General features: G+C 40.5%; 5 protein-coding genes. All 5 read left to right on the top strand.

Annotation, left to right across the window (positions count from 1 at the left end; genetic code table 11):
- The coding region (locus RQ763_RS09420) for an aminotransferase class I/II-fold pyridoxal phosphate-dependent enzyme (protein ID WP_314152597.1) at window positions 1-591 on the top strand (591 nt) is incomplete at its 5' end.
- Window positions 588-1091 carry a hypothetical protein gene (locus RQ763_RS09415; RefSeq protein WP_314152596.1) on the top strand — a complete coding sequence of 168 codons (504 nt, stop codon included), beginning with the start codon at window positions 588-590 and terminating at the stop codon, window positions 1089-1091. The genes RQ763_RS09420 and RQ763_RS09415, both read left to right, overlap by 4 nt.
- Window positions 1092-1095: 4 nt before the next feature.
- Window positions 1096-2409: a UDP-N-acetylmuramate--L-alanine ligase gene (gene murC, locus RQ763_RS09410; protein WP_314152595.1), complete on the top strand. Its 1314-nt coding sequence runs from the start codon at window positions 1096-1098 to the stop codon at window positions 2407-2409.
- Window positions 2409-2738 carry a hypothetical protein gene (locus tag RQ763_RS09405; RefSeq protein WP_314152593.1) on the top strand — a complete coding sequence of 110 codons (330 nt, stop codon included), beginning with the start codon at window positions 2409-2411 and terminating at the stop codon, window positions 2736-2738. The genes murC and RQ763_RS09405 overlap by 1 nt, the downstream gene beginning before the upstream one ends.
- On the top strand, window positions 2729-4951 hold the full coding sequence (locus RQ763_RS09400; protein WP_314152592.1) for an endonuclease MutS2: 2223 nt from the start codon (window positions 2729-2731) through the stop codon (window positions 4949-4951). The genes RQ763_RS09405 and RQ763_RS09400 overlap by 10 nt, the downstream gene beginning before the upstream one ends.
- Window positions 4952-5066: the final 115 nt, after the last annotated feature.

The raw sequence follows: 5066 nt of genomic DNA, 5'->3' as shown, positions 1-5066 counted from the left end.
CTGGCTCTAAAACACGATTTTGTACTCTTAAACGATGAGTGCTACAGCGAAATTTATACAGGCGAGCCTACCCCATCGCTTCTTGAAGCTTCTTTGCATGTAGGAAACAGCACATTTAAAAATATCTTAGTCATCAACTCCATCTCAAAACGCTCATCCGCTCCGGGGCTTAGATCTGGTTTTATTGCAGGCGATGATGAGATTTTAAAAGAGTACATAAACTACAGAACCTACATCGGCTGTGCTTCCCCTCTTCCGCTTCAAAGTGCTGCTACAGCGGCTTGGAGAGATGAAGAACATGTGACATCTGCAAGAGCTATCTATAAGCAAAACTTTGAAATCGCTCGCGATGTTTTAGGAGTAGAAATTCCTGAAGCAACATTCTACATCTGGCTCAAAGTTCCGTTCCCTTTGGAGTTTACAAAAAAACTCTATGAAAAATATAACGTAAAAGTTCTGCCTGGAGAGTACTTGGCAAGAGATGATGAAAACGGCGTTAATCCCGGAAAAGATTTTATAAGAATTGCGCTTGTTGAAGAGCCAAAAAAAACTAAAAATGCATTAGAGAGAATTAAGGAGTGTCTATCATGAATGAAGTTGAAAAACTAAAAGAAGAGGTGCTTCAAGCACAGCAAAAGTCGGATATTGCATCTTTGTATGTACTAGAACAGCGTGCGCATAAAACTTTTGATGAAAATATGCTCCAAGATTTTTATATGAATATTTTGGATTTGGCGTTGGAGAGACTCACGGACACACTTGAAGCTCACAGAGTCATGGATATGAACGAGGTTCAGGATTTCGCTACTTTAAGAGCTCTATATGAGTATGCTATCGAGTACTACAGTGAGGGAAAACTAGATGATGCAAGTGCGCTTTTTGAAGTACTCAGCGGGCTCAGCAACGACAATCACTTCTCCTTGTCTCTTAAATTTCACTGGATTGCATCTAAAGAAAAGATATCTTTTGATGACTTTCTCTCAAATATAGCAGATATTGATGAGACTCAAAAAGCGGGGACATTTTACGTAAGCCGCTTTAGTAATAAGGCACAAAAATTGCTGGATAGCTCTAAAATAGTTGCGGAGTAACCGAATGAAAATTCACTTTATCGGAATCGGCGGAATCGGAATATCAGGCTTGGCACAATACATGCGCTATCAAGGTCACGAAATAAGCGGTTCAGATATAGCCGACACTGCGATTACGCAAAAACTTCGCAAACTCGGTATAAACATTACGGTTCCCCACGACGCTTCTGCAATCACAGATCAGGAGTTAGTTGTTCACTCTGCCATCATACGCCCTGATAATCCCGAGATTGTTGAAGCAAAAGCAAGAGGCATTGAAGTTCTTGCGCGCCGCGAAGCGCTTCTTCAAATACTGGGCACTTCAAAAGTCTACTCTGTTGCAGGCGCACATGGCAAAAGCACGACAACGGCCATCTTGACAGCCATTATGGAAGGTTCGGCAATTATAGGCGCAGAATCAAAAGCCTTCGGCTCAAACGTAAGATACAACGCACAAAGCGATGTTATGCTATTTGAAGCGGATGAGAGTGACGGAAGTTTTATCAACTCAAACCCGTACTGTGCTATCGTTATCAATGCGGAACCGGAGCACATGGAGTATTACGACTATAACTTTGAACTCTTTTACGCCTCCTACAAAACATTTATAAAATCTGCACCGTGTCGTGTTTTAAATGCGGAGGATCCTTTTTTGGGAAAACTTGTGGGCGAGATTGACGCAAACTGGCTCTACCCAAGCCAAGATATAACAAATATAGAGTTTATTTTGATTGACGATGAGCCACACACAAGATTTAAGCTCAAAGATTTAGGCAGTTTTGACGTTTGGGGATTTGGCAAACATATCGCACTTGATGCATCTTTGGCAATTCTGGCGGCACATGAGTCGATGGATATTGAGACCATTAGAGAGAAGATTCTTACATTCAAAGGCATCAAAAAGCGCTTTGATATAGTAGGTTCGCAAAAAGGAAGCGTGATTATAGATGACTACGGTCACCACCCGACTGAGATAAGAGCTACGTTTGAGTCGGTCAAAGAGTATGCTCATCTCAAAGGCTTCAAGAAGATTACAGCCATCTGGCAGCCGCATAAATACTCTCGTACCATAGATAATCTTGAAGAGTTTATAAAGTGTTTTGAGGGTGCCGAGGAGCTTATTATCCTGCCTGTTTGGTCGGCGGGTGAGGCAAGCAGAGAGATTGATTTTGCTGAGAAGTTTAAAAGATACAACCTTATTATGGCAGACAACGTCGTAAGAGCAAACAACACTATCACAATCATGAAAGACAAAGAGGTGCTAAAAACTCTCGATAAAGGTCTTATTATAGGCTTTGGCGCCGGTGATTTAACATACCAAATAAGAGGAACTGCATAGTGGCATATATAGCTGGACTCGTAGTTGTAGGACTTTTCTTTTTAGCCCTGCACTACTTTACTGAATTAACACGCTCTCAAAAAACAGTAGTAACGGGAGTTGTTCTTTTTATAGTTTTATTTGCAATAGCTTTTAATAAATACAACGATGCAAAAACTCAAAAAATGCTAGACGCTGTTTTAAAATTCAACCAAAACAAAACTATTATTTGCGAAGGCACAGAGGTTAACAAAGAAAATTTCACTCTAAGCATCGGTACATACACTTTCATAGGCAAGGAGAATACTCCAAACCGTGGACAGATGATTAGTGCATCTAAATGCGAGTAGATAACAATCAAAAGATTGATACACTCATCAATCAGCTCGATTTAAGTGAGCATATAGCTCTATTCAAGCAATTTTTTTCTCGTGAAACCTCCCTTTATATAGAAGGGGATCAAGAGCTTCACTTCCGCTATATCAAAGCGCTTGATGCCATAGAATTTAAAGCGCCTCCAAAGGTTGCAGACTTTACAAACAGCAAACTTCATCTAAAAAAACAGGGTGTACTACAGTTTGAGCAGATTTTTGAAATCATAAAAGTCGTGCGCTACTTTCGCTATTTTAAAAACAAAAATCTTGAGGGAATCATCGGCGAATGGATGGAGAAGTTTGTTATTGAGCCGAAGTTTCTTGAGGTTGAGAAGTATTTTACGCATGATGGCAAGTTTGATGAAAACCTTGATGAAGCTCTTTTTGGTTTAAGCGCAAAAATTAAAGAGCATAAAGCAAACATAAGCTCTTCACTAAAAAGACTCACATCTTCTCAAAAAATCTCTCCCTATCTTATTGACGCTCAGGTTCACCTTGTAAACGATGAGGAGTGTCTTTTGGTTCGCGGCGGCTTTAACCATGTCCTCAAAGGCGCAATGGTAGGCAGAAGCAGCAGCGGAGGCTTTTATGTCTCGCCAGATGTTATCTTAAAAACCAAAGAGCAGATTCGCTATATAAACGAAGAGCGCGAGGCGATTTTTTACACCTACGCAAAAGAGTTCTCCTCTAGGTTTGCCGAGCTTCTGCCTTTTATAAACTTTGCCGACAAAGAGTTTACAAAGTTTGACAACTATCAGGCAAGAGTACTTTTTGCAAAAGGCAGAGACCTTCAGCTCATAAAATCAAAAAAAGATTCAAAAATCATACTTGATGGCTTTATCCACCCTGCATTGCACCATGCAAAACCTATACATGTAGATTTTTCTAAAAATATTTTAATGATAACCGGTGTAAATGCCGGCGGAAAGACGATGCTTTTAAAGTCGATTTTAAGTGCGGCATTTATGGCAAAATATATCATTCCCATGAAGCTCAATGAGCATAAATCGCATATAGGAAATTTTAAACATGTACTTGCAATTATCGACGACCCTCAAAACGTCAAAAACGATATCTCTACCTTTGCCGGACGTATGCAGGAGTTCTCAAAAATATTTGAGCACAAAGATGCGCTTGTAGGGGTGGATGAGATAGAACTCGGAACTGACAGTGACGAGGCGGCGGCACTTTTTAAAGTGATACTTGACGAATTGATACTAAAAGGGCATAAAATTGTCGTGACAACACACCACAAACGTCTTGCAGCTTTGATGGCAGACCGTGAGGATGTTGAGCTGATGGCGGCGATCTATGATGAGCAAAACCGCATGCCGACTTATGAGTTTATGCATGGAATCATCGGGAAAAGTTACGCGTTTGAGACTGCAAGCAGATACGGTATCTCCAACAAAATTGTCAAAGAAGCAAAAATTCTCTACGGTGACAACAGCGAAAAACTCAATCTTCTCATAGAGAGAGGCTCTCAGCTAGAGCGAGAACTTAAACAAAAACACAAAAAAGTTGACGAAAAATTATATGAGCTAGAGGCAAAAGAGCGTGATTTAAAAGAGGAAAGAATTCAGATTTTCCAAGAACTCCAAAAAGAGAAAAATATACTTAAAGAGAGTTATAAAGTTGCTATAGATGAAGCAAAAAATGCAGCCCGTGCAGGAGATATGAAAGCTATCCATAGAGCCATGAATGAGGCAAACAAAAAACTTCCGCCTGAGAAAAAAGAGCCCAAAATTGCACAAATCGTAGAGTTCAAAGTGGGTGAGAGTGTAAAGTACCACAGCAAAAAAGGCGTAATCATTGCCATGAAAGACAAAAACGAAGCGATTGTAGAGGTTGATGGCATGCGTGTTAGAGCCAAAACATCGCAACTCAAACATACGCAAATTATAAAACAAAAATCGACTACAGACGTAAAAGTAGACGTCCAAAGAAGAGCTGGACTAAAGTGCGACCTGCATGGAATGAGAGCCGAAGAAGCAACGGAAGTGCTAGATAAATTTATCTCAGATGCGCTCATAAACGGCTGGGACGAGGTAATAGTCTACCACGGCATCGGAACGGGAAAACTCTCTTATGCAGTTAAAAACTTTCTCTCTGCTCATCCCAGAGTGAAAAAATTTGAGGACGCACCGCAGCATATGGGTGGATTTGGTGCGAAAGTCGTAACTCTTTAAAATCTTTTACTTATGTTACACACTAAAACGAACTCGTCCGTTTTAGTGGCAGGGACTAAAGTCCCTACAACCCCCTTGCCATGGAGTATGCCATTGGTTAGCATACCTAAAAGCT

The organism is Sulfurimonas sp., assembly GCF_032250635.1.
In the GTDB taxonomy this organism is placed as follows: Bacteria; Campylobacterota; Campylobacteria; order Campylobacterales; family Sulfurimonadaceae; genus Sulfurimonas.
This window is presented reverse-complemented; position numbering and strand designations above follow the sequence as displayed.